This window comes from Stenotrophomonas sp. GW821-FHT02D01 (assembly GCF_059421765.1).
Genome location: NZ_JBWKVP010000004.1, coordinates 82,063 through 103,673 on the forward strand (window position 1 = coordinate 82,063; position 21,611 = coordinate 103,673).

Sequence of the window (21,611 nt, forward strand, 5' to 3'; positions counted from 1 at the left end):
CGACTCAGGCGACCTGCGCCAGGCCCAATACCGGCAACGGCAGATCGTGGGTGGCACGCGCCTTGGCCAGCAGTTCGCCGGCCATGTCCAGACAGGAACCGCAGGTCGCGCCGCATCCGGTGCGCATGGTCAGCTCGGCCACCGACGTGACGCCATGGCTGGCGGCTTCGCGGATCTGGTGGTCGGTAACACCGTTGCAGATGCAGACGTACACGGGCGGGAACCAGGGCAGCAGGCCAGTAGCGGCCTGGTCGCTATTCCAATGGAAACGAGAATGGTTGTCAATCAGAGACCTGAACCATTCTCGATACGGTTCAGAGTACCGTCGAATCCACCCGGTACGAGGCGGCTACAGGGAGAACAGCCCAAGTGCCAGCACCGGTGTACTGAAGAAGACGATCAGCCACTGCACACCACCACCTGCCGCTCTCAGCCGCAGCAGGTAGTCCGCCAGGAACAGCGCACCCGCACAGGTCACGAAGGCGAGGCAAACGCCCAGCGCAAGCGGCATCCATGCGATGCCGCCGAGGACCACCACGCTCAACAACAGCCAGGGGAGGCTTGCCAGACGGACAGCCAGTTGCTGCCGGAAATACCCGGCTGACGTGCGTTGCGACCGTTCGGCCCGCTCTTTGCGCAACCTGCCCGTCAAACGGCTCCCGGTTCACCCTTTGCTTTCCGCGGCCAGTACCCGCCGCGCATGGGCGTGCGCTTCCTGGGCCTGTCGTGGCCGGCCGCGTGGCCTGGCATCCAGGCCTCGGCAGCGCTCTTGGGCATGGCGCTGATGCCCTGCCCCGCCACCCCCTGGGCCAACGGCGCCAGATGTCGCAGGGCGCGCGCATAGACGCCACGCTTGAACACCACCACATGCTCCACCGGATACCAGAAGTCGACCCAGCGCCAATGATCGAACTCAGGCGAGTCGGTATGGTCCAGGCTGACGTGGGCTTCATCACCGGTCAGGCGCAGCAGGAACCAGACCTGCTTCTGGCCGATGCAGACCTGGCGTTCATTGCGGCGGATGGCACGCGCCGGCAGCTTGTAACGCAGCCAGCCCGGTGTCGCCCCAAGCACTTCAACGTGCTCCGGCAACAGCCCGGTCTCTTCCTGCAGTTCACGATACATGGCCTCGACAGGCGTCTCGTCGGTGTTCATGCCACCCTGCGGGAACTGCCAGCCATCCCGGCGCACACGTCGTGCCCAGAACACCTGCCCGTCCTGCCGCATCAGCACGATGCCGACGTTCGGTCGATAGCCGTCCGGATCGATCACGATGCGGACTCCTAAGAAAATCTACTGGTTGGGACTATCCCATGCCGTCTGTCGGGCCACAAGCACGATACAAAGGTGTTGACAGTCCTTGTACACATCAGCAGAATAGCGGGCTCACCAAGGCTATGTAGCTCAGCCGGTTAGAGCACAGCACTCATAATGCTGGGGTCGGTGGTTCGAGTCCACCCATAGCCACCACGTTGAAGTTGTTTTTCAATGTGAAAAGTGAGAAAATAGTTACACGTTACATTGCCCCTTAGCCAAGCGGTAAGGCACCTGACTCTGACTCAGGCATCGGTGGTTCGAATCCATCAGGGGCAGCCAAATTAAAAAGAAAAAGGCCTGATCGAAAGATCAGGCCTTTTTCTTTTTAATTTGGTCACGCCTCTCTCGCCATGCGAAGCCGCGGGTAGTGCCGGCCACTGGCCGGCAACCTCGAAATGCATGACTCCAGAACGACAAAAGCCCGGCCGAAGCCGGGCTTTTGCTTTTCCAACCAGCGGGCTCCCGAAGGAGCCCAACCAGGCGCGGTAAATCAGCGCTTGGAGAACTGGGTGGCGCGGCGGGCCTTGTGCAGACCGACCTTCTTACGTTCGACTTCGCGGGCGTCGCGGGTCATGAAGCCAGCCTTGCGCAGCTCGGACTTCAGGGTTTCGTCGTACTCGACCAGAGCACGGGCGATGCCCAGACGGATCGCGCCGGCCTGGCCGGTGGTGCCGCCGCCAGCGGCGGTGACTAGGATGTCGAAGCTCTCGGTGTTCTTGGTCAGCTCGAGCGGCTGGCGCACGATCATGCGAGCGGTCTCACGGCCGAAGAACTCGTCCAGCGGACGGCCATTGACGGTGATGTTGCCCGAACCCTTGCGCAGGAACACGCGAGCGGTGGAGGACTTGCGGCGGCCAGTGCCGTAGTTTTGAGTGATAGCCATGATTAGATATCCAGAACCTGCGGCTGCTGTGCGGCGTGCGGATGCTCAGTGCCGGCGTAGACCTTGAGCTTGCGGTACATCTGGCGACCCAGCGTGCCCTTCGGCAGCATGCCCTTGACGGCGGTCTCGATCACGCGCTCCGGGTGGCGCTCAAGCGCCTGGGCGAGGGATTCGGTCTTCAGGTTGCCGATGTAACCGGTGAAACGGTGATACATCTTGTCCTGCAGCTTCTTGCCGGTGACGACAATCTTTTCTGCATTGATGACGACCAGGTAGTCGCCGGTATCAACGTGCGGGGTGTAGACCGGCTTGTGCTTGCCACGCAGACGGCGGGCCAGCTCGGTGCAGAGACGGCCCAGGGTCTTGCCCTCGGCGTCGACGAGGTACCAGTCGCGCTGGACGGTCTCGTTCTTGGCAGTGAAAGTGCTCATGAAGAACTCTTGGTTAGGTCGGGCTCATTGCGGCGAAGGACTCGCCGGAACTCTGCCACGCGTTGTGAAAGGTGGAGCGTAAGGGGCGGCATTGTACGCAGCTTGGCTGGCGGGTGCAAGCCGGTGCCCGCCCCGGGTTGGCAGGGGACCGGGGCCGGGCGAGAATCGGGCTTCCCCCGCTCCACGCCGTGCCGCCATGACCGTGCTTCGCCAGACCACCCCGCTGGACCATCTGCTGACCGAGGCGCAGCGCGCCCTGGACACGGTGTTCGGCAACCCGCCGGCCAGCCGCCCCTATCCGGCCACGGACACCGGCGAGCCCGGCATGGACAGCGCCCAGCGTCGCCACGCGGCCGGGCTGATGCGCATCAACCATGTCGGTGAAGTCTGCGCCCAGGGCCTGTACTTCGGCCAGGCCGCGGTGGCACGCGACCCGGCGACCCGCGAACATCTGCTGGAAGCGGCCCAGGAAGAGACCGATCACCTGGCCTGGTGCGCCACCCGCCTGGGCGAGCTGGACAGCCGCCCGAGCCTGTTCAATCCGCTCTGGTACGCCGGCAGCTACACCATCGGTACCCTGGCCGGGCTGCGCGGCGATGGCTGGAACCTGGGCTTCGTGGTCGAAACCGAGCGCCAGGTGGAAGCCCATCTGGACGAACACCTGGTCGACCTGCCGGCCGGCGACCTGCGCAGCCGCGCGGTCATCCGGGTGATGAAGGAAGACGAGGCCCGGCATGCCGAGCATGCCGAACAGGCCGGCGCACGCCGCCTGCCGTTCCCGATTCCGGGCGCGATGGCGCTGGCCTCAAAGGTGATGAAGACCATTGCTTATCGGCTGTAACCCGCATGAGGGTAGTGCCGGCCGCTGGCCGGCAACCCCGCATGGGTCGCCGCAGGTCATGAGGTTGCCGGCCAGCGGCCGGCACTACCAGGGCTTAGTTGGGTGACACCAGCTTCAGGCCGATCACGCCGGCCACGATCAGGCCCACACAGGCCAAGCGTGCCGGCGACGCGCTGTCGTTGAACAGGTAGATGCCCAGTACGGTCACGCCCATGGCGCCGATGCCGGTCCAGATCGCATAGGCCGTGCCGACCGGAATGTTCTTCATCGCCTGGCTCATCAAGTACAGGCTGATCAGGGCCGACACCACCGTCAGGGCGGTCGGCACGGGTTTGCTGAAACCTTCGGAGTACTTCATTCCAAGGGCGAATCCGATCTCGAACAGACCGGCCAGCAGCAGGTAGATCCAGGGCATGGGTGGGGGCTCCTTACCTTTTTGGGAAAAACGAAACGGCCCGGTGTTTTCACACCGGGCCGTAGGTCGGTACATCGCCGTGGAACTGAAGATTGCGCCAAGCGCAGGCTCCACGGGGCGGGGCGTCCCGCCTGGGTGGCGATGCCTGCCGGCATCGCACATGGGTCACTCAGCCAGGTTGCGGCCGTGGAACAGCTCTTCGATCTCACGACGCAGCAGCGCTTCGATCTTCATGCGTTCCTTGAACGAGATGTTCTTGGCCTTTTCCTCGAACAGGTACTGGTCCAGGTCGAAGTCCTTCAGGTGCATCTTCGTGTGGAAGATGTTTTCCTGGTAGACATTGACGTCGAACATCTCGTAACGCGACTTGATGTTCTTGGCCAGGAAGTTCTGGATCGAGTTGATCTTGTGATCGATGTAGTGCTTTTTGCCCTTCACATCACGCGTGAAGCCACGGACACGGTAGTCCATGATCACGATGTCCGATTCCAGGCTTTCGATCAGGTAGTTCAGTGCCTTCAACGGCGAAATGACGCCGCAGGTAGCCACGTCGATATCGGCGCGGAAGGTGGCAATGCCTTCCTGCGGGTGCGTTTCCGGATAGGTGTGCACGGTGATGTGCGACTTGTCCATGTGCGCGACCACGGCATCGGAAATCAACTCCTTGCCGGCCTGCTTCTTGTCGATCACCGGCTCTTCGGAGATCAGGATCGTCACCGAGGCACCCTGCGGATCGTAATCCTGGCGCGCCACGTTGAGGATGTTGGCGCCGATGATCTCAGCGACATCGGTCAAGATTTGAGTAAGCCTGTCGGCGTTGTACTCTTCATCGATGTATTCAATGTAACGCTGACGCTCCTCTTCGGTGCGCGCGTAACACACGTCATAGATGTTGAAGCTCAGCGCCTTGGTGAGGTTGTTGAAACCCTGCAACCTCAGGCGAGGCAACGGCTTGACCACGGCGGTCGATTCCTGTGTAAGAAGGGAAAGGGGGAATTATGCGGCATAAGTGTCTCCAGGGGGAACGTGAAGACGCTCAGGTTCTGGCACACTGTTTGCCCTTAACAATTGCGCTGGTTAAGCTCCGCTATCGACCCCGTGAATCCGTTCATGCGCAGAGGGAGCGCCCCTATCGTGTCAACCGTGCGCCTAGCTAGCAGCCCATTGGCCTTGGACATCGCAACAATCGACCGCTTCCTGGCACACAGCCACAGGCGGCGCTATCCCACCCGTACCGACGTCTTCCGACCCGGTGATCCGGCAGGCACCCTGTATTACGTCATCAGCGGCTCGGTTTCGATCATGGCCGAGGAGGAAGAGGACCGTGAGCTGGTGCTGGGCTATTTCGGCGCCGGTGAGTTCGTCGGCGAGATGGGCCTGTTCGTGGAGTCGGACCGCCGCGAGGTGATCCTGCGCACCCGCACCGCCTGTGAGCTGGCCGAAATCAGCTACGAGCGCCTGCATCAGCTGTTCCTCGGCCCGCTGTCGGCCGATGCCCCGCGCCTGCTGTACGCGCTGGGCCAGCAGATCTCCAAGCGCCTGCTGGACACCAGCCGCAAGGCCAGCCGCCTGGCGTTCCTGGATGTCACCGACCGTATCGTGCGCACCCTGCACGATCTGGCGCAGGAGCCGGAGTCGATGAGCCATCCGCAGGGCAGCCAGCTGCGCGTCTCACGCCAGGAACTGGCCCGCCTGGTCGGCTGCTCGCGCGAAATGGCCGGCCGGGTGCTGAAGAAGCTGCAGACCGACGGCCTGCTGCACGCCCGCGGCAAGACCGTGGTGCTGTACGGCACCCGTTGACCACCCGGTGTCCGCCGGGCATGGCCCGGCGCTACCACAAGACCTGCGCCGGTAGCGCCGGGCCATGCCCGGCGGATCGACATACGTGCGACGTACCATCGCATGTCCCGCACACCCGCTTCCGCTAGGCTCGATCCATGGAACTGAGCAGCGAATTCTGGTGGTTCATCCTCATCGGCCTGGGCGCACAGCTGGTTGACGGCGCACTGGGCATGGCCTTCGGCCTGGTCTCCTCGTCGGTGATGCTGAGCATGGGCCTGCCCCCGGCCCAGGTCAGCGCCAGCATCCACACCGCTGAAGTGTTCACCACCGGTGCCTCGGGTGTGTCGCACCTTGCAGCCGGGAATGTCGATAAACGCCTGTTCCTGCGGCTGGCCCTGCCCGGGGCGGTGGGCGGCGCCCTGGGCGCGTACGTGCTCAGCCAGATCCCCGGTGACATCATCCGCCCCCTCATTTATCTGTACCTGCTGGTGCTGGCGATCATCATCCTGGCCCGCGCCGCGGGGCGCTGGATGCCCAGGGGCGAGATCCGCCGGGTACCGGTGCTGGGCTTCTTCGCGGGCCTGCTCGACGCCAGCGGCGGTGGCGGCTGGGGGCCGATCGCCACGTCCACCCTGCTCGCCCGTGGCGGCCAGGCGCGTACCACCATCGGTACGGTCAATGCGGCCGAGTTCGTGGTCACGTTGACGGTGTCGGCGACCTTCCTGCTGTCGATGGGCGTGCAGCACCTGCAGATCGTCGCCGGCCTGCTGATCGGCGGCATGATGGCCGCGCCGGTGGCGGCGGTGCTGGTGAAACGGGTGAAGGAACGCTGGGTGCTGGTCGCAGTGGGCGTGCTGGTGCTGGGCATCAGCCTGTTCCAGGTGGGCCATGCGCTGTTCGGGTACCTGGGCCGCTGACCGCCCGCCGGGCGTGGCCCGGCGCTACCCGCGTGGGATTCGGTAGTGCCGGCCGCTGGCCGGCGACCTCATGAGCTGCGGAAGGGGATGCAAGGTTGCCGGCCAGCGGCCGGCACTACCGGGTCCCTGCCCGGCGGGCTGGCGGGATCGATTACGCCTTGTCGCCACCGCGGTCCACGCAGCCCCAGTTGAGGATGCGGGTACCGGCCGGCAGCACGCGGCGGAAGAATTCCACCTTGGCCGGCTTCGGGTTGACCACCACCGGCGCTTTCGCCGCCAGCAGCAGCGGGAGATCGGCGGTGCTGTCGGAATAGGCGATGTCGATGTCACCGTAGCCGCGCTCGCGCAGCATGCGCATCTTCTCTTCGTTGTGGCAGTGTCGGGTCGGCCCTACCCCGCCCAGACGCGGCCCCACTTCGGTGCCGATCACCGGCACGTCCTGGTGAGCGACAAAGGCCAGGATCGCGCGGGCCAGCTCCGGCGGCGCACCGGTGGCCACCACCACGCGGTCGCCCTTGGCACGATGCGCGGCGAACACCTCCAGCGCCTGCGGCAACAGCTTGGCGCGCATCTGCGCCTCGTTGCGCAGCACGTAGGCGTCGATCACCTTGTTGAACTCACGCGCGCGGTGCAGCCCGAAGCTGCCGATCCACACATAGACCGAAATGCCGGCACGGCGGGTCGGCAGCATCGCCACCATTGGCCCGGCAATCGGGGTGACCAGCAGCGCCGCCAGCATCCGCAGCGGGTTGCGCTTGATCAGCGACGCGAACAGGTGGGTACCCGAATCGCCGTCATACAGGGTGTGGTCGAAGTCGAAGACCACCAGCGGCGCATCCTCGCGCGGCGTTGGATAGTGCGTTTTCATGCTGCGAAGAATAGCTGACGCAGACCCTCGCCCGGCTCTTCCACGCGCATGAAGGCCTCGCCGACCAGGAACGAGTGGATGCCGGCATCGCGCATCAACGCCACGTCCTGCGGGCCGAGAATGCCACTCTCGGTAACCAGCAGGCGGTCGCGCGGCACGGCCAGGCGCATGTCCAACGTGGTCTGCAGCGACACCTCGAAGGTGCGCAGGTTGCGGTTGTTGATGCCGATCATCGGCGCCGGCACCTGCAGCGCACGCTCCAGTTCGTCGATGTCATGCACTTCCACCAGCACGTCCATGCCCAGCGACATCGCCAGTTCGGACAGCGTGGCCAGCTGCGTATCGTCCAGCGCGGCGACGATCAACAGGATGCAGTCGGCGCCGAGCACTCGGGCCTCGTACACCTGGTAGGCGTCGATCACGAAGTCCTTGCGCAGCACCGGCAGCGTGCAGGCATCGCGGGCCTGCTGCAGGTAGACGTCGGCCCCCTGGAAGAAATCCACGTCGGTCAGCACCGACAGGCAGCTGGCGCCGCCGAACTCATAGCTGACCGCGATATCGGCCGGGCGGAAGTCGGGGCGGATCACGCCCTTGGACGGGCTGGCCTTCTTCACTTCGGCAATCACCGCTGGATCACCATTGGCCACGGCGGCCTGCAGCGCGCGCACGAAACCGCGCACCGGCGGCGCATCGGCCAGCGCGGCCTGCAGCTCCTCAAGCGGCCGCTGGGCGCGGCGCTGGGCTACTTCTTCGGCCTTGCGGGCCAGGATCGTCTGCAGGATATCGCTCATCGTCGTCGGGTCGGTGCTGGGGCGGTGAGGACGACCATTATCGGCCATCGGGTGGGTCAGGCTGAACCGCGCGCTCAGGCAACCAGCGCGCGGGTGGTATCGACATACTGCTGCAGGCGGGCACGGGCGCTGCCATCGGCGATGACCGCGCGGGCGCGGGCCAGGCCGTCGCCGATATCGCTGGCCACCCCGGCCACATACAACGCTGCGCCCGCATTCAGGGCGACGATATCCAGCGCTGGGCCCGGCTCGTTGTCGAGCACGGCGCGCAGCATGGCAATGGATTGCTCCGGGCCGTCCACGCGCAGGTTGCGGCTGGCCGACATGGCGATGCCGAAGTCTTCCGGATGGATCTCGTACTCGCGCACCTTGCCGTCGCGCAGCTCACCCACCAGGGTGCCGGCGCCCAGCGAGATCTCGTCCATGTTGTCGCGGCCCCAGACCACCATGGCGCGCTCGGTGCCCAGCTCGCGCAGCACGCGTGCCTGGATACCCACTAAATCGGGGTGGAACACGCCCATCAGCACCGACGGTGCGCTGGCCGGGTTGGTCAGCGGGCCGAGGATGTTGAAGATGGTGCGCACGCCCATCTCGCGGCGCACCGGCGCGACCACCTTCATCGACGGATGGTGGATCGGCGCAAACATGAAGCCGATACCGGTCTGTTCGATGGCCGCGGCCACCTGCGCCGGCTGCAGCTCGATAGCCGCACCCAGCGCTTCGACCGCGTCGGCGCTGCCGGACTTGGACGACACGCTGCGGTTGCCATGTTTGGCCACGCGCGCACCGGCCGCAGCGGCGACGAACATCGCGCAGGTAGAGATGTTGAAGGTGTGCGAGCCATCGCCACCGGTGCCGACGATGTCGACCAGGTGGGTGGTATCGGCCACCGGCACCGCCAGCGCGAATTCGCGCATCACCGTTGCCGCAGCGGCGATCTCGTCGATGGTTTCCTTCTTCACCCGCAGGCCGGTGAGGATGGCGGCGGTCATCATCGGCGAGACATCGCCGCGCATGATCTGCCGCATCAGGTCGACCATTTCGTCGAAGAAGATCTCGCGGTGTTCGATGGTGCGTTGCAGGGCTTCCTGGGGGGAGAAGCTCATCGGAATGCTCCTTGGATCAGGCCGCCGGACGCTGCAGGAAATTGCGCAGCAGGGCGTGGCCGTGTTCGGTGAGGATGGATTCGGGGTGGAACTGCACACCTTCCACCGGGAACTGGCGGTGGCGCAGGCCCATGATCTCTTCGATCGAGCCGTCGTCGTTCTCGGTCCAGGCGGTGACTTCCAGCGCGTCGGGCAGGCTGTTCTTGTCCACCACCAGCGAGTGGTAGCGGGTGGCCTGGTAGCGGTCCGGCAGGCCGGCGAACACGCCCTTGCCTTCATGGCGGATGGGAGATGTCTTGCCGTGCATGATGTTGCCGGCGCGGATGACCGTGCCGCCGTAGACCTGGCCGATGCCCTGGTGGCCCAGGCAGACGCCGAGGATCGGCGTGGTCGGTCCCAGACGCTCGATCAGCGCCAGCGACACGCCCGCTTCGTTGGGCGTGCACGGGCCGGGCGAGATGACGATGCGTTCGGGCCTCTGCGCGGCGATCTCGTCCACGCTCATCGCATCGTTGCGCACCACCTTCACCTCGGCACCCAGCGTCTGCAGGTACTGCACGAGGTTGTAGGTGAAGCTGTCGTAGTTGTCGATCATCCACAACATGGTCAGGTTCCGTCGCTTATCAGGAAAATGGCGTATACGTTTTCGGTGTAGGTGATGGGGCCGGCTTCGATGGATTCGCGTTCAGCGGGCGCCGGTGCCGAGGCCGGTGCGTAGCTGCCGGTCACCGAGATCCTGTCGAGATACTCACCATCCTCGCCCAGCTGCGGCCATTGCCCGGCCTGGATGCCATAGGCAAAGTTCGGCGCCACATCGGAGATGCTGTACAGACCGCGCACTTTTGTTCCATAGGCCTTGGCCAGCCCCTGCGCGGACTCCCGGGTCTTGGCCGCGGCCTCGCCCTTGAGCTCGCGGCGCAGCGCGACTTCACCGGAGTAGGTCGGGGCAACGCTGCTGACCTGCACGTTCTCATTGGCCTTCAGCGCACCCAGCACGTCCTGCATCTGCTTCACGCTGGCGAAACTGGCGCGCAACTGGCGCGACACCTGGGTACCCATGAAGACCTGCCGGCTCTGCTCATAGCGGGTTGCCGGGCCGATCCGCAGGTTGTCCGCACGTACGCTGCCTTCCACCGCCTTGTACTGCTTGAACAGCGCCAGCACGCGGGCAACGTTGTCCTGCACGCGGCGGCGCGCCGCATCCGCATCCATGTCGGTTTCCTCGATGTTCAACTGCAGGCCGAACCGGTCCGGCATCACCACGCGACGCGCCTCGCCCTTCACCAGCAGGTGCGGCTGCGAGGGAATGGTATTGGCCTGCGCCCACGCAGACGGGGCCATCGTGGCCAGCAGTGACGACCACAGCAATGCGCTCAGCAGCTTCATGCGGTACTCCTTGTCTTGAATGGGAACAGCGGAAGGTGCCGCGGCGTCGGCCACGGCACGGCAGAACTCACAGACCCTTGGCGGCCTGGGCGACGGCGCGGAACAGCGCGCGGCCCTTGTTCATCGTCTCGTCCCATTCCTTGTCCGGGTCCGAGTCGTAAACGATGCCGGCACCGGCCTGCACATAAAGGCGGCCGTCCTTGATCACTGCAGTGCGGATCGCGATCGCGGTATCGGCATCGCCGTGCCAGCCGATGTAGCCGATGCTGCCGGCGTAGACATTGCGCTTGATCGGTTCCAGCTCGCGGATCACTTCCAGCGCGCGGATCTTCGGCGCACCACTGACCGTACCGGCCGGGAAGGTGGCGCGCAGCACGTCGGCGTAGCTCAGGCCGGGCTGCAGCTGGCCGGTCACTTCGCTGACGATGTGCATGACATGGCTGTAGCGTTCGATCACGAACTGCTCGCCCACTTCCACGGTGCCCGCCTTCGAAACACGACCGGCGTCGTTGCGGCCGAGGTCGATCAGCATCAGGTGCTCGGCGCGTTCCTTCGGATCGGCCAGCAGCTCGGCTTCCAGCGCCAGGTCCTGCTCGACGGTGGCACCGCGCGGACGCGTGCCGGCGATCGGGCGCACGGTCACTTCACCGTCCTGCAGGCGCACCAGGATTTCCGGCGAGGAACCGACCACCTGCAGGTCGCCGACATCGAGGAAATACATGTACGGCGAAGGATTCAATGCGCGCAACGCGCGGTACACATCCACCGGGCGCGCCTTGAACGGCACGCTCAGGCGCTGGCTGAGCACCACCTGGAAGATGTCGCCGGCACGGATGTATTCCTTGCTGCGCTGGACCGCATCGACGAAGCCTTCGCGGGTGAACCCGGAAACGAAATCGGATTCATCCAGCACGTCGCTGTTGAGCGGTGCCGGATAGCCGGCCCCCGGTGCGCGCAGCTTGGCGGTCAACGCATCCAGGCGTGCCTGGGCCTGCTCGAACGCACCCTCGACACGCGGGTCGGCATGCACGATCAGGTACAGCCGGCCCTTGAGGTTGTCGAACACCGCCAGTTCGTTGGAGTCCAGCAGCAGAATGTCCGGCGTGCCCAGTTCATCGCGGCCGGCCGGCGGTGCCAGGCGCGGTTCGATGTAGCCGATGCACTCGAAACCGAACCAGCCGACCAGGCCACCGGTGAAGCCCGGCAGGCCGTCCAGCTTCGGCACCGAGTGGGCGCTGCGCAGCGCCTCGACTTCGGCGAAGGGATCGGCCACTTCGCGGGTTTCCACGACCTGGCTGTCCTCGCGCACGGTCAGGGTGTGGCCATGGAAGGCGTACACGCGACGTGCCGGCAGGCCGATGATCGAGTAACGACCAAAGCGCTCGCCGCCTTCGACGGATTCAAACAGGTAGGTATTGGGGCCGTCGGCGAGCTTCAGATAGACCGAAAGCGGCGTGTCCAGGTCGGACAGCACTTCGCGGACAACGGGAATATGGGTGTGGCCTTCAGCGGCCTGCTGCTGAAACTGAGCGTGCGAGATCAAGACGACTTTCCTTCCGGGACACAGCGTTATGGGGACGGACGACGGCAACAGGCCACCATCGCCACCAACGGCGTGCGGAAGAAAGGGTATGCGGGGTCGTCAGGCTGGACACGCAATGACTGTATCGCAGCTTTGGCCGCAGGGAAACCCTTTGGCGACGGGCGGTTTGCGCCGCCCTAGCCCATCCGCCGTGCCTGTTCCTGGGTCTCGTGCACCTGCTGCTGGGCCAGCGACACCCCCTGCGGCTGCTCGCGAGTGGCATTGATCGCGTCCATCTGGGCGGTGCTCGCGCTCAACGGCTGGGCCATGCCCGCCGCCACTTCGACGTGGGCATGGCGGCGGTGCGCGGCGTTCAGGTCCGGCGTATCCACCGCGAAGGCACGGCTGTGATCCTCGCTGAGCACCACGTGGGAAATGGACTCCAGCCCTTCGCGCTTGGCCTGTACGGCCAGTGCGCCGGCGAGCTGGTCGCTCTGCAGGTCAGGCACCCGGTTGTGGGCGCGGTCCAGGGCGTGGACCCCGGTCTGTGCGCCATTGAACAACCGGTAGTCGGTGTGGCCAGGGTCATTGATGCCGTGCCCGCGCGCAGCGGGCTCTGCTGCCACGCTGGCGCGGCGGCCATCCTCGGGATGCTGTATGCGCTGGTGCTGCTCGACCAGCTTGCGGGCGACGGCTTCCTGCTTGATGAGTTCCGAGTCCAGGCTGGGAATGACAGTCTCGGCCATGCCATGGCGGGCAGTTGCCTCGCCAAACGCTGGACCGATGTCACGGATCAGTCGCGCGGACTGAGCGAGATTGGAGAGCTTCACCGCATCCAATGGCAGGACACCGGTGGGTACATGCGTTGCTGCCGCAGTGCCCACCCCCACACTGATGCCCCCGACCGTCGCCATGGCAGCTGGCGCTTGGGCGGTAACGCCCTTTACCTGCGATGCCACCAAGTCATAGCCGCGGTCCACATGGGCGCCGGCGGTGGCAAAACCGTTCTGCAGCTTGCCGGCCACCCACTGCCCGTCATTGCCGATGGCCGTGGCCGTCCGCTCGCCAAAGGCACGCGTCCCCTCGGCATCCGCATGTGCTTGCCGCGATGCGAGCACCGCGCGCTGCTCGCCCGTAGTACGTGCCCTTTCGGCCTCTTTGGCCAACCTGTCGGACGCGTCATCCAAACCAATCCGACCGGCTACCCACGACAGTGCGGACATGCCATGGGAACTGGCCTGCGACTGTGCGCGGTGCAGGGTTGCCTCTATGCCTCCGGTCAGCTCGCGCCCGGAGGCGATCACGGTGGTGGTCGCCCGGGTACCGACCTGAAGCGTGGTCGATCCCATGTTCACGACCTGGCCAATGGCCATGCCCTGGGTCCTCAGGATCTGCTCTGCGCCATCGCCGACCCTGTCCAGCACATGCGCGCCAGTCGCCCCCGCGCGTTCAACCTGCTCACCGATCACACGCCCACCGCGCATGCCGTAACCGGTGGCGTGCAGCACCGTGGACAGCGGTCCAGCCAGCTCTGCAACCTGGCTTGGCGCCGCTACCTGCGAACGATTGACGATATTGCCCTGCGCGTCGCGTGTCTTGGCCTCGAGCAGCAGTTCGGCACGGCCAGCGGCAACCGGGATATTGCGCAGGGCTTCCTGCCCCGGCTGGGTCGCCAGTTGTTCGATGAACTGCGCTGCGGACGTCTGCGCACCCGGTGGCATCATCTCGCGCAGCTTGTCGCCCACCAGCTTCTGCATGGCGGGCTCCTTCAGCAACATGCCCATTTCATTGGCAAGCACGCCATAGCCGTGACGCTGCTGCTCGCTCAGGCGCTGCATGCCGTTCTGCACGTCATTCAGCACCTCGCCGGTGGTCTGGTAGGTGTGCACGCTTTGTTGCGGGTTGAAGGTGGGCAGACCATTTTCCTTCGCGAAACGAGCCGCTGTTTCCGGATGCAGGCCTGCCGCATTGAAGGTGGTAGCCCGTGCGCCGGTGACGGCCGACGCGGCGGAAGCCATGCCGCCACCGAGGGAGTGACCGGCGATTTCGAAGTTATTGCCAATGCGATCATTCAGCTGCGTGGCAAGTGACATGGCGCGATCGTAGTAGTCGCTTCGCATCCCAATGCCTTGCTGCCCATTGTTCAGAAAATCCTCGCCGCCCGACTCACGCCATCCATTCGGTGCAAGAGGATCGGCGATCTTACCGGTGGAGCCTTTGTAGACCACCACCGGCTTTGCGTCTGCACCGAAAAGCGCTTTGTCGGGAACATATATTTCCGCACGGAATCCAGACTGCGGCGGTTGCAGAAGCTCACGCAACTCTTCGTCAGACATGTTGATGCCTGCAGCGCGCAGTGCATCCGGATCGGAGCTGCCGCGCGTCCATCCCACGGGAGGCGCACCATCGTGCTTGGCTGATTGATAGACATCAGCTGCGAGACCAGACATTTCACGCGCGTGATAGGTCTCCTGAAGACGATCAGCTTCCCTGTCATTGCCGCTTTCCCGCAGCTGTTTAACAAGGAGATTCTGCTGCTGGAGGGCGCGCGCACGCGCCTCGATGTCGGTTCCATTCATGGCAAACTCCATTGCGCCGGGCACGGGCTTGGGCACGCGATGCTTATCGATTATCAGAACTTTTTGCTAATGTCACGTTTCAGCCCAATCATCAGGATGATAATGCCCATTCACTTTCACAAATGTGTGCAGAAAGCCCTCATCTCCGCGGCTTGTCTCACACTTTTGTTGATCAGCGGCTGCGCGGCATCATCGAGTCATGGAGCAGACAACTACTTTGAGGGAAGGGCTCTGCAGCTTGCCATCGCCACGGAAAGCGGCGATTCAAAGGCCATTCGCCGCCTCATCGGTGAAGAGGGTGTCGATCCGGACAAGACGTTCTCGCGTGAAGACGGGATTCCCATGGTCGCCTGGCCTCTACGCACAGGCAGTCTGGACGGCCTCCGCGCACTTCTTGAAAACGGGGCAGATCCAAATGCCCGCGCTTACAAGGTCGTGGATGGCCGCAGACTTGGCTACAACAACGCCATGGTCTACGCCGCAAAGCTGGACGACGCGCGCTACCTGCAGTTGCTGCTCAAGTACGGCGGCGATCCCAACACGCGGAATTCGGCAGGCGAAACGTTGCTGTTTCAAGCCTTCATCGCAGGCAATCAGTGGGAGAACGTGAAACTTCTGATTGAGAATGGAGCGAACATCAATGAATCCAATCGCGGCACCGCCGACACAGTCCTCAGCTGGTACACCACCCGGGGTGGATTCGAGCATGCCTATTGGCTGCTGGAACACGGGGCCGACCCTACGGTGATGCTGAAATCATCCATCGGCGCTCCCGACAGAATGCTGATCGCCGAGCACATCTTCTGGGGCATCACTACACCCGATCTTCTGCCATGGCAGAAGAAGTGCCAGCAGTGGCTTGTCGCCCGGGGCATCCCTCGTCCCCCGATGCCAAAAGGCATCCGCGACAAGCGCGAAGCCTTCGGCTTTCCCACAAAGGAAGAAGACATTCCGCTGCTCTGATTCCTGTCTCAGCTGCCGGAAAGCAGCACGCAGTCATCCGGCAGATGCATGCGCACCCTGCCCGCCACGCAGTCGATGCGGAAGCGGCGTGCCTGCACCGGTTCGCCGTCCAGGTTCAACGTCAACGGCTGCGGTGCGTCGATCTGCAGCCACGGCAGCTGCGCGCGCGTGGCGACACGTTCCAGCGCCGCCTCCTTGCCGCCGGTCAGCATCTGTCCAAGGGTGGCTGCGACTTCACCCTCCAGCTCCGGCACCACGGTGACGTCCAGCAGGCCGTCATCGATCAGTGCCTGGGGGCACAGCTGCTGGCCACCACCGGCCTGACGGCCATTGCCGACGCCCAGTGCGATGAACCCGCCTTCCCACTGGAAGTCCGGCCCGCTCAGGCGCGCGATGATCGGCTCGATACGCCCGAGCTTGGCGATACCGGTGATGACATAGGCCAGTCCGCCAAGCATCTTCTTCAAGCCGGCATCGGTTTCCACCGTGACCTGGGTACCGAAGCCACCGCTGGCGAGGTTTGCGCACCACCATGGCTTGCCGTCGGCATCGACGCGCAGCAGGTCCATGGGGCGTGGGTGGCCGCCGGCAATCAGCGCGAAGGCCTCCTGCGGCTCCACCGGAATGCCCGCAGCGGTGGCGAAATCGTTGGCGGTACCCATCGGCACCAGCGCCAGCGAAGGCAGCGCCTCAGCCGGCTCGTCGCGATGGGCCAGCGTCTCGGCCACCGCGCTGAGCGTGCCGTCGCCGCCGGCCGCCACGATCACGTCCACGCCGTGGTCGATGGCCTCGGCGACATAGCGCTCGGCATCACCGTCCTCCCAGGTCACCCGCACTTCCAGCTGCACGCCGCGTTCGCGCCAGTGGCCCACGGCCTCGCGCAGGTCATCGTTGCCTGCGGACTTGCCGTTGAGGATCAGGCGCCAGCGGGGGGTGCTCATGCGGTGCTTCCAGGAGGGGGGACGACCAAGGCTAGCAGCGCCCGGCGACCGGCCCGGTGAAGCCGGCGAAACCGTTCAGCCGAGCGCAATGACCGCGACCCTCAGGGGATGCTTTTCCGTGTACATCGGCTCGTTTGTGTCGACATCGATTCCGCCGTCGGCACCGTCTTCTTCAAAGCACATGTATCGAGGGTTGTTCCAATCGTCGGCCACGATGGCTCGCACAACGCTGCGGACATCCGTCGTTTCAACGTAGTGGCAGCCAAATGGCAGATGGCCGTGCCCGGATGACACCAGACTCAGGCGCAGCTGGCGCACCATCGCGTCGTGCCAGCAGTAGAGCGTCATTGCGTGACCCGCGACCTGCGAGGCCCGGTGCGTGGCAACCCGGTTGATGAAGGCAACCACCGGCTCGACTTCCAGGTTCATTTCTGGAGGTGGAGAGAATGCGCAGAGATTCCCAAGCGCCTCAGTATTGATTGAGTCCAGATCAACGACCAGTGCATCTTCTGCCGCAAACTGGAACCATGATTCAAGCAGCGCAACGACATCGGCATCATTTTCCATCGACGCATTCTAGTGTGCGTGCGCTGCTCTCCACAGGGCCATTGACGACATCGTGTCATCTGCCTGTCATCGGCCACCCGGAGAATGGAAGTCCATAGCAGGGACGACGGATGGAGGCAGGATCAGCCTCCCACGCATGCAGCAAGGCCACGCCAGCGTTTGGCGTGGCTTTTTTTTTGCTGCGCGGCGCTGCATATCGGCTTACAGGTAAGCCTCGATGGGACCGTGCAGGAGGCAGCTGTCGAAGGCATCGATGCTGCACAACATCGCTTCATCAATTGCGTACTCCTGCAACAGAAGGTTGAGCGCCGGAATTCCGGTCACGAACCTGCGTTCCACCCGGGTCTGCGCGTCCTGCATGGCGTAGTCGTAGTCGAAGCCATAGGCGGTCTCGGTGAAGCGTGCGGCATGGGTGATCATGCGCAGCTCGTAGGTGTCTTGTTCGCCGGGAATGACATGGGCGAAGCAGCGCAACCCGGTGTCCACCGAAGCCAGCTCCGCTGCCAGCGCCCATCCCTTTTCAAGCGCCGCGAATGGCCGCGGTGGCGGTGATGGGTGGCGGCGACGCCAAAGCATCATGGCGCGTTCCACGTCATGGCCAGCGGCCTGCAGCTCGATGGCGGCCTCGGCGACCCCCAACCCTGTGCGGTGCCCGTAATCGGCCACGAGCTGATCAACCACCAAGGCGTGCGCCTGTGACAGGTCACCGCCGGCAGCCTCCAGCGCCTGCCTGCAGACAGCAATCGAGGCCGGCAGCCGCTGGCGGAGTGCGGCAATGGCGTATTTCATCGGCACACCAGTCACCAGGACACGGCCTACCCGGCGAATGCCTTCAGCGCCTCACCTTCCAGCCGGTACACCGTCCACTCGTCCTGCGGTCTGGCGCCGGCTGCGGTGTAGAACTCGATGGCCGGCGTGTTCCAGTCCAGCACTGACCATTCGAAGCGACCACAACCTTCAGCTACCGCCTGGCGGGCGATGTACTTCAGCAGCGCTTTGCCCGCGCCGGAGCCGCGTTTTTCCGGGCTCACGTACAGGTCTTCCAGGTAGATGCCCTTGCGCCCCAGCCAGGTGGAATAGTTGTAGAAATACACCGCGTAGCCGATGGCTTCACCGTTGGCCTCGCAGACCAGCGCGCGGGCGGTGGCGTCCGCGCCGAACAGGCTTTCGGCGATGCCGATTTCATCGGTCTGCACCGAATGCTCGGCCTTCTCGTAGATCGCCAGTTCGCGGATGAACCGAAGGATCAGGCCGGCGTCGGCGACGGTGGCCGGGCGGATGTTCAGCAGTGCCATGGGCGAAGAGGGAACGAAGGGAATTGAACGAGCTTAATCCCCTCCGTCCCCATTTTGTCAGCGCGCTGCAGCGACGTTGGCGCGCATCTGCGCGATCACGTCCTGGTAGCTGGTCTTGGCGTTGAAGATGGCCGAGCCGGCGACGAACGTGTCGGCGCCAGCGGCGGCGATCTCGCCGATGTTGTCGGCCTTCACGCCACCGTCGATCTCCAGGCGGATGTCACGGCCGCTGGCATCGATCTTCTGGCGCACCACGCGCAGCTTGTCCAAGGCCGACGGAATGAAGGCCTGGCCGCCGAAGCCCGGGTTGACCGACATCAGCAGCACCAGGTCGAGGTCGTCCAGCACCCAGTCGAGGATGTCCACCGGGGTGGCCGGGTTGAGCACGATGCCCGGCTTGCAGCCCAGCGAGCGGATCAGCTGGATGGTGCGATGGACGTGGCGCGAGGCTTCCGGGTGGAAGCTGATGTAGGTGGCACCGGCCTCGGCGAAGTCCGGGATGATGCGGTCCACCGGCTCGACCATCAGGTGCACGTCGATCGGCGCGGTGACGCCGTGCTTGCGCAGGGCCTGGCAGACCATCGGGCCGATGGTCAGGTTGGGCACGTAATGGTTATCCATCACATCGAAATGGACCCAGTCGGCACCCGCGGCCAGGACGTTGTCGACTTCCTCGCCCAGGCGGGCGAAGTTGGCCGAGAGGATGGAAGGAGCGATGAGGCAGTTGGACATGGCCGGGGCCTTCGGAACGGGGAAAGGGGTCTCCCGCCCGCAGGCGGGGCAATGGGGTCAGCGCTTGCGCAGGGTCTTGATGCGGTCGTAGGCGGCGTTGATGCGCCGCGACTTCTGCTCGGCCTGCTGCTGCAGCTCCGGGGCAGCGCCGCCCAGCTTGTCGGGGTGGTACTGGGAGATCAGCTTGCGGTAGGCGCGCTCGACCTCGGCATCCGTGGCCTCGGAGGTCAGCCCCAGCTCGCGGTACGGGTTCTCCTTGTTCAGGCGGAACCAGTCGCTGTCGAAGGCATGCCCCAGCAACAGGCCGACCACCGCGCCGAACAGCGGATTGGGCCGGAACAGCAGGGCCCCGGCGATGAATCCGAGCAGTTTTCCGTACCAGCGCATGGCGCTCCGGGGTCGGCCGACGAAATGGACGCTCATTTTACGTCACAGCGGGCCCGGACCGCTTTACACTAGGCCGCCCGCTGACCAGTTGCGGGCCCGCCGGGTCCGTTGGGCAGCCGTATCGACGAAGCCCCAGGAGTGCCCGTGCCAACCACGCTGTTGCAATCCGATCTCCCCGGCCTGCCCTTGCGCCACCGCGGCAAGGTGCGTGATGTGTTCGATATCCCGCGCGAGCGGCTGCCGGCCGGTACCCCACCGGGGGACTACCTCTTGATGGTCGCCACCGATCGCCTGTCGGCGTTCGACGTGGTCCTGCCCGACCCGATCCCGGGCAAGGGCGAGATGCTCTGCCAGGTGTCCAACTTCTGGTTCGCCAAGACCGCGCACCTGATGCCCAACCACCTGACCGGCATCGATGTGGCCAGCGTGCTGCCCGAGGGCGTGGACGCGGCCCTGTACGCCAATCGCGCAGTGGTCACCCGCAAGCTGAAGCCGGTACCGGTGGAAGCGATTGCCCGTGGCTACCTGATCGGCAGCGGCTGGAAGGACTACCAGCGCACCGGCAAGGTCAGCGGCATCGAGCTGCCCGACGGCCTGCGCCAGGCCGAGCAACTGCCCGAGCCGATCTTCACCCCCTCGACCAAGGCCGCCGTAGGTGACCATGACGAGAACATCGACTTCGACGCGATGGTGAAGACGGTCGGTGCGGAAATGGCCGAGCGGGTGCGCGACGCGACGCTGCGCATCTACAAGTTCGCGGCCGATTACGCACGCGAGCGCGGCATCATCCTGGCCGACACCAAGTTCGAATTCGGCACCGACGCCGACGGTCGCCTGTACATCATGGACGAGATGCTGACGCCGGATTCCTCGCGCTACTGGCCTGCCGACGAGTACGAAGTGGGCACCAGCCCGCCGAGCTACGACAAGCAGTTCGTGCGTGACTACCTGGAGACGCTGGACTGGGGCAAGACCGCCCCGGGCCCGAGCATCCCGGCCGAGATCATCGAGCGCACCCGCGCCAAGTACGCCGAGGCGCTGCAGCGCCTGGCCGGGATCAGCGTCGACTGAACCCCCTGCGCCCCCACCCCGCGTGGTGGGGGCGTTCTGAATGCGGTAGTGCCGGCCGCTGGCCGGCAACCTCGGCGAACCTGCAGCCAGGCATGGCCTGGCTCTACTGACAGCCCCGGCCGGGGTATGCTGGCCGCATGCAGACCACCACCCAGCTTGCGCGGCCGATCGACCGCTATTTCGCCAGCTACTCCGACGACCACCGCAATGTGGTCAACCAGCGAATCCACGTGGTGGCGGTGCCGGCGATCCTGTGGTCGGTGGTGGCCCTGCTGTGGTGCGTGCCGCCGCTGATCACCTGGTTCCAGTACGGTATCTGGTCGGCGTTTGCGATGTTCAGCGCGTGGTGCTTCTACAACAAGCTGTCGCGTCCGCTGGGCATCGGCATGCTCATCCAGTTCTTCGTGTTCGGCTGCCTGTGCCGGCTGCTGGAAGCGGAAATCGGCCTGCACAACCTGCGCTCGCTGGCCATCGGCGTATTCGTCGTCGCCTGGATCGCGCAGTTCATCGGCCACAAGTTCGAAGGCCGCAAGCCCAGCTTCCTGACCGACCTGACCTACCTGCTGATCGGCCCGGCGTGGGTGATGGCCAAGGCCTATCGCAAGCTCAACTGGCGCTACTGACCTGCGTCGCCGCGTCGACGCCTTTGTTTCCTGAACGGGCAGGTGCCGTCACCCACACTGCACGGCGCGCCTGCCAGCCTGCCACGGTGACCTCCTCTCCTTGTCCCGCCCGGCGGCGGCGGTCCCTGTGCGACAGGGGCTGCACTGTCCCTGCGTGGGCGTAGGGTGGACCTGCCAACCGGGTCCTGATGGGT

Annotated in this window: 26 protein-coding genes and 2 tRNA genes; 8 read left to right on the top strand and 20 right to left on the bottom strand. The window is 64.8% G+C overall.

The annotated features are described in order from the left end of the window. Nucleotides 1-4: 4 nt before the first annotated feature. From AC07UW_RS10020 to AC07UW_RS10030, 3 genes are all read right to left on the bottom strand, one after another. Nucleotides 5-214, bottom strand: a complete 210-nt coding sequence (locus tag AC07UW_RS10020) for a (2Fe-2S)-binding protein (protein WP_032951724.1) — start codon at nt 212-214, stop codon at nt 5-7. A 135-nt stretch (nt 215-349) separates the two neighbouring features. Next, entirely contained in the window at nt 350-640 is a 291-nt protein-coding gene (locus AC07UW_RS10025) for a hypothetical protein (protein ID WP_495211970.1), read from the bottom strand. Between the two features lie 8 nt (nt 641-648). Then, a complete protein-coding gene (locus AC07UW_RS10030) occupies nt 649-1,272 on the bottom strand; it encodes an RNA pyrophosphohydrolase (RefSeq protein WP_025874624.1) in 624 nt (207 codons plus the stop codon). A gap of 121 nt (nt 1,273-1,393) precedes the next feature. Between AC07UW_RS10030 and AC07UW_RS10035 the strand changes: the two genes are divergently transcribed. Continuing rightward, a tRNA-Met gene (locus AC07UW_RS10035) sits at nt 1,394-1,470 on the top strand. Nucleotides 1,471-1,522: 52 nt separating this feature from the next. Continuing rightward, a tRNA-Gln gene (locus tag AC07UW_RS10040) sits at nt 1,523-1,596 on the top strand. A gap of 211 nt (nt 1,597-1,807) precedes the next feature. Here AC07UW_RS10040 and rpsI read toward each other — a convergent pair. Further along, on the bottom strand, nt 1,808-2,200 hold the full coding sequence (gene rpsI, locus AC07UW_RS10045) for a 30S ribosomal protein S9 (RefSeq protein WP_005411311.1): 393 nt from the start codon (nt 2,198-2,200) through the stop codon (nt 1,808-1,810). A 2-nt stretch (nt 2,201-2,202) separates the two neighbouring features. Continuing rightward, nucleotides 2,203-2,631, bottom strand: a complete 429-nt coding sequence (gene rplM / locus AC07UW_RS10050) for a 50S ribosomal protein L13 (protein WP_025874623.1) — start codon at nt 2,629-2,631, stop codon at nt 2,203-2,205. A 196-nt stretch (nt 2,632-2,827) separates the two neighbouring features. On the opposite strand from rplM, the gene coq7 reads away from it, so the two are divergent. Beyond that, on the top strand, nt 2,828-3,472 hold the full coding sequence (coq7, locus tag AC07UW_RS10055) for a 2-polyprenyl-3-methyl-6-methoxy-1,4-benzoquinone monooxygenase (protein WP_363733960.1): 645 nt from the start codon (nt 2,828-2,830) through the stop codon (nt 3,470-3,472). A gap of 94 nt (nt 3,473-3,566) precedes the next feature. Here the strand turns inward: coq7 and AC07UW_RS10060 are convergent, their stop codons facing one another. Continuing rightward, the gene (locus tag AC07UW_RS10060; protein WP_025874621.1) at nt 3,567-3,887 is read right to left on the bottom strand and encodes a DMT family transporter; all 321 of its coding nucleotides are present in this window, start codon (nt 3,885-3,887) and stop codon (nt 3,567-3,569) included. A 165-nt stretch (nt 3,888-4,052) separates the two neighbouring features. Next, nucleotides 4,053-4,847 (bottom strand): adenosylmethionine decarboxylase, encoded by a 795-nt coding sequence (gene speD / locus AC07UW_RS10065; RefSeq protein ID WP_025874620.1) that lies wholly within the window; start codon nt 4,845-4,847, stop codon nt 4,053-4,055. A 150-nt stretch (nt 4,848-4,997) separates the two neighbouring features. Between speD and crp the strand changes: the two genes are divergently transcribed. Both crp and AC07UW_RS10075 read left to right on the top strand, forming a co-directional pair. Continuing rightward, nucleotides 4,998-5,687: a cAMP-activated global transcriptional regulator CRP gene (gene crp, locus AC07UW_RS10070; RefSeq protein ID WP_025874619.1), complete on the top strand. Its 690-nt coding sequence runs from the start codon at nt 4,998-5,000 to the stop codon at nt 5,685-5,687. A gap of 137 nt (nt 5,688-5,824) precedes the next feature. Beyond that, nucleotides 5,825-6,586 (top strand): sulfite exporter TauE/SafE family protein, encoded by a 762-nt coding sequence (locus AC07UW_RS10075; protein ID WP_495211971.1) that lies wholly within the window; start codon nt 5,825-5,827, stop codon nt 6,584-6,586. Between the two features lie 151 nt (nt 6,587-6,737). Here the strand turns inward: AC07UW_RS10075 and AC07UW_RS10080 are convergent, their stop codons facing one another. From AC07UW_RS10080 to AC07UW_RS10110, 7 genes are all read right to left on the bottom strand, one after another. Then, on the bottom strand, nt 6,738-7,454 hold the full coding sequence (locus AC07UW_RS10080; RefSeq protein WP_025874617.1) for a haloacid dehalogenase-like hydrolase: 717 nt from the start codon (nt 7,452-7,454) through the stop codon (nt 6,738-6,740). Then, nucleotides 7,451-8,245, bottom strand: coding sequence for an indole-3-glycerol phosphate synthase TrpC (gene trpC / locus AC07UW_RS10085; protein ID WP_229290362.1), 795 nt, complete (start codon nt 8,243-8,245; stop codon nt 7,451-7,453). The genes AC07UW_RS10080 and trpC overlap by 4 nt, the downstream gene beginning before the upstream one ends. Before the next feature lie 74 nt (nt 8,246-8,319). Next, a complete protein-coding gene (gene trpD / locus AC07UW_RS10090; RefSeq protein ID WP_025874615.1) occupies nt 8,320-9,351 on the bottom strand; it encodes an anthranilate phosphoribosyltransferase in 1,032 nt (343 codons plus the stop codon). 16 nt (nt 9,352-9,367) lie between these two features. Continuing rightward, nucleotides 9,368-9,955: an anthranilate synthase component II gene (locus AC07UW_RS10095; protein ID WP_495211972.1), complete on the bottom strand. Its 588-nt coding sequence runs from the start codon at nt 9,953-9,955 to the stop codon at nt 9,368-9,370. A 2-nt stretch (nt 9,956-9,957) separates the two neighbouring features. After that, nucleotides 9,958-10,737 (bottom strand): SIMPL domain-containing protein, encoded by a 780-nt coding sequence (locus AC07UW_RS10100; RefSeq protein WP_006399004.1) that lies wholly within the window; start codon nt 10,735-10,737, stop codon nt 9,958-9,960. 67 nt (nt 10,738-10,804) lie between these two features. Further along, nucleotides 10,805-12,280 (bottom strand): anthranilate synthase component I, encoded by a 1,476-nt coding sequence (trpE, locus tag AC07UW_RS10105; RefSeq protein WP_495211973.1) that lies wholly within the window; start codon nt 12,278-12,280, stop codon nt 10,805-10,807. Nucleotides 12,281-12,456: 176 nt separating this feature from the next. Then, the gene (locus AC07UW_RS10110) at nt 12,457-14,838 is read right to left on the bottom strand and encodes a Tle-like phospholipase domain-containing protein (RefSeq protein ID WP_336022137.1); all 2,382 of its coding nucleotides are present in this window, start codon (nt 14,836-14,838) and stop codon (nt 12,457-12,459) included. A gap of 39 nt (nt 14,839-14,877) precedes the next feature. Here AC07UW_RS10110 and AC07UW_RS10115 point away from each other — a divergent pair, with 39 nt between their 5' ends. After that, entirely contained in the window at nt 14,878-15,801 is a 924-nt protein-coding gene (locus tag AC07UW_RS10115) for an ankyrin repeat domain-containing protein (protein ID WP_336022139.1), read from the top strand. Nucleotides 15,802-15,809: 8 nt separating this feature from the next. Here the strand turns inward: AC07UW_RS10115 and yegS are convergent, their stop codons facing one another. The 6 genes from yegS to AC07UW_RS10145 all read right to left on the bottom strand — a co-directional run bounded on the left by yegS (nt 15,810) and on the right by AC07UW_RS10145 (nt 19,723). Beyond that, nucleotides 15,810-16,742 (bottom strand): lipid kinase YegS, encoded by a 933-nt coding sequence (gene yegS, locus AC07UW_RS10120; RefSeq protein WP_080149678.1) that lies wholly within the window; start codon nt 16,740-16,742, stop codon nt 15,810-15,812. A gap of 75 nt (nt 16,743-16,817) precedes the next feature. Continuing rightward, a complete protein-coding gene (locus AC07UW_RS10125; RefSeq protein WP_495211974.1) occupies nt 16,818-17,309 on the bottom strand; it encodes a hypothetical protein in 492 nt (163 codons plus the stop codon). A 201-nt stretch (nt 17,310-17,510) separates the two neighbouring features. Beyond that, nucleotides 17,511-18,098, bottom strand: coding sequence for a hypothetical protein (locus tag AC07UW_RS10130; RefSeq protein ID WP_033832404.1), 588 nt, complete (start codon nt 18,096-18,098; stop codon nt 17,511-17,513). Between the two features lie 26 nt (nt 18,099-18,124). Continuing rightward, a complete protein-coding gene (locus AC07UW_RS10135) occupies nt 18,125-18,604 on the bottom strand; it encodes a GNAT family N-acetyltransferase (RefSeq protein WP_495211975.1) in 480 nt (159 codons plus the stop codon). 57 nt (nt 18,605-18,661) lie between these two features. Beyond that, complete coding sequence (gene rpe, locus AC07UW_RS10140) at nt 18,662-19,336, bottom strand: ribulose-phosphate 3-epimerase (RefSeq protein ID WP_025874606.1); 675 nt, start codon at nt 19,334-19,336, stop codon at nt 18,662-18,664. 57 nt (nt 19,337-19,393) lie between these two features. Next, the gene (locus tag AC07UW_RS10145) at nt 19,394-19,723 is read right to left on the bottom strand and encodes a J domain-containing protein (protein ID WP_025874605.1); all 330 of its coding nucleotides are present in this window, start codon (nt 19,721-19,723) and stop codon (nt 19,394-19,396) included. A 144-nt stretch (nt 19,724-19,867) separates the two neighbouring features. Between AC07UW_RS10145 and AC07UW_RS10150 the strand changes: the two genes are divergently transcribed. Both AC07UW_RS10150 and AC07UW_RS10155 read left to right on the top strand, forming a co-directional pair. Continuing rightward, complete coding sequence (locus AC07UW_RS10150; RefSeq protein WP_336022148.1) at nt 19,868-20,794, top strand: phosphoribosylaminoimidazolesuccinocarboxamide synthase; 927 nt, start codon at nt 19,868-19,870, stop codon at nt 20,792-20,794. 137 nt (nt 20,795-20,931) lie between these two features. Further along, nucleotides 20,932-21,417, top strand: a complete 486-nt coding sequence (locus AC07UW_RS10155) for an Mpo1 family 2-hydroxy fatty acid dioxygenase (RefSeq protein ID WP_495211976.1) — start codon at nt 20,932-20,934, stop codon at nt 21,415-21,417. Nucleotides 21,418-21,611 lie beyond the last annotated feature (194 nt).

Coding starts and splice junctions, on each gene's coding strand:
- rpsI (WP_005411311.1), bottom strand. CDS start 2,200: ATGGCTATCACTCAAAACTACGGCACTGGCCGCCGCAAGTCCTCCACC.
- rplM (WP_025874623.1), bottom strand. CDS start 2,631: ATGAGCACTTTCACTGCCAAGAACGAGACCGTCCAGCGCGACTGGTAC.
- coq7 (WP_363733960.1), top strand. CDS start 2,828: ATGACCGTGCTTCGCCAGACCACCCCGCTGGACCATCTGCTGACCGAG.
- AC07UW_RS10060 (WP_025874621.1), bottom strand. CDS start 3,887: ATGCCCTGGATCTACCTGCTGCTGGCCGGTCTGTTCGAGATCGGATTC.
- crp (WP_025874619.1), top strand. CDS start 4,998: ATGCGCAGAGGGAGCGCCCCTATCGTGTCAACCGTGCGCCTAGCTAGC.
- AC07UW_RS10075 (WP_495211971.1), top strand. CDS start 5,825: ATGGAACTGAGCAGCGAATTCTGGTGGTTCATCCTCATCGGCCTGGGC.
- AC07UW_RS10080 (WP_025874617.1), bottom strand. CDS start 7,454: ATGAAAACGCACTATCCAACGCCGCGCGAGGATGCGCCGCTGGTGGTC.
- trpC (WP_229290362.1), bottom strand. CDS start 8,245: ATGAGCGATATCCTGCAGACGATCCTGGCCCGCAAGGCCGAAGAAGTA.
- trpD (WP_025874615.1), bottom strand. CDS start 9,351: ATGAGCTTCTCCCCCCAGGAAGCCCTGCAACGCACCATCGAACACCGC.
- AC07UW_RS10095 (WP_495211972.1), bottom strand. CDS start 9,955: ATGTTGTGGATGATCGACAACTACGACAGCTTCACCTACAACCTCGTG.
- AC07UW_RS10100 (WP_006399004.1), bottom strand. CDS start 10,737: ATGAAGCTGCTGAGCGCATTGCTGTGGTCGTCACTGCTGGCCACGATG.
- AC07UW_RS10110 (WP_336022137.1), bottom strand. CDS start 14,838: ATGAATGGAACCGACATCGAGGCGCGTGCGCGCGCCCTCCAGCAGCAG.
- AC07UW_RS10115 (WP_336022139.1), top strand. CDS start 14,878: ATGCTTATCGATTATCAGAACTTTTTGCTAATGTCACGTTTCAGCCCA.
- yegS (WP_080149678.1), bottom strand. CDS start 16,742: ATGAGCACCCCCCGCTGGCGCCTGATCCTCAACGGCAAGTCCGCAGGC.
- AC07UW_RS10125 (WP_495211974.1), bottom strand. CDS start 17,309: ATGGAAAATGATGCCGATGTCGTTGCGCTGCTTGAATCATGGTTCCAG.
- AC07UW_RS10130 (WP_033832404.1), bottom strand. CDS start 18,098: ATGAAATACGCCATTGCCGCACTCCGCCAGCGGCTGCCGGCCTCGATT.
- AC07UW_RS10135 (WP_495211975.1), bottom strand. CDS start 18,604: ATGGCACTGCTGAACATCCGCCCGGCCACCGTCGCCGACGCCGGCCTG.
- rpe (WP_025874606.1), bottom strand. CDS start 19,336: ATGTCCAACTGCCTCATCGCTCCTTCCATCCTCTCGGCCAACTTCGCC.
- AC07UW_RS10145 (WP_025874605.1), bottom strand. CDS start 19,723: ATGCGCTGGTACGGAAAACTGCTCGGATTCATCGCCGGGGCCCTGCTG.
- AC07UW_RS10155 (WP_495211976.1), top strand. CDS start 20,932: ATGCAGACCACCACCCAGCTTGCGCGGCCGATCGACCGCTATTTCGCC.